Origin of the sequence: uncultured Microscilla sp. (assembly GCF_947493425.1) — a bacterium.
GTDB lineage: Bacteria > Bacteroidota > Bacteroidia > Cytophagales > Microscillaceae > Microscilla.
In genome coordinates, this window is record NZ_CANLRP010000498.1 from 1 (window position 1) to 446 (window position 446).

The window sequence follows — 446 nt, forward strand, 5'->3', positions numbered from 1 at the left end:
CTGTTTGTGGTTCGCAGCAAGCTTAATAGGGTTTCCAATGAATTGCAAATGTGTAGTAAGGGCAAGGAAAAGAAAATCAAGCTGAGGCATCAGCAGTTTTTTCAGGGAGAGGAGGTTCATTATCAGAAAATGACTTTACAGGGCAAGACCTATCAGGATGCAAAGGGTATTTTTGAGTGGAATGAAGTAGAAATCAAAGGCAAGGCGTATAGTGTGGTAAAGATTCGCTTCTTTGACCGTACTGGGCGGAATATTTTCAAAAACCCCATGTTGCTTATTACTAATATACAGGTTGATCAGCTTCAAATGGCGCAAATGGTATTTGAACTGTACTGCAAGAGAGCCAAGATTGAAGGTGTATTCAAGTTTTGTAAGGAGGTCTTGGGCTGGGAAGACAATAGGATACCTGACTACAATGTGGTTAAAAACCTTATTTCTCTCATTTA

The 446-nt window shown here is 39.9% G+C and carries 1 protein-coding gene; it reads left to right on the forward strand.

Features of this window, described 5'->3' with window-relative positions:
* The coding region (locus tag Q0954_RS34485) for a transposase (RefSeq protein ID WP_299466774.1) at positions 1-446 on the forward strand (446 nt) is incomplete at both ends.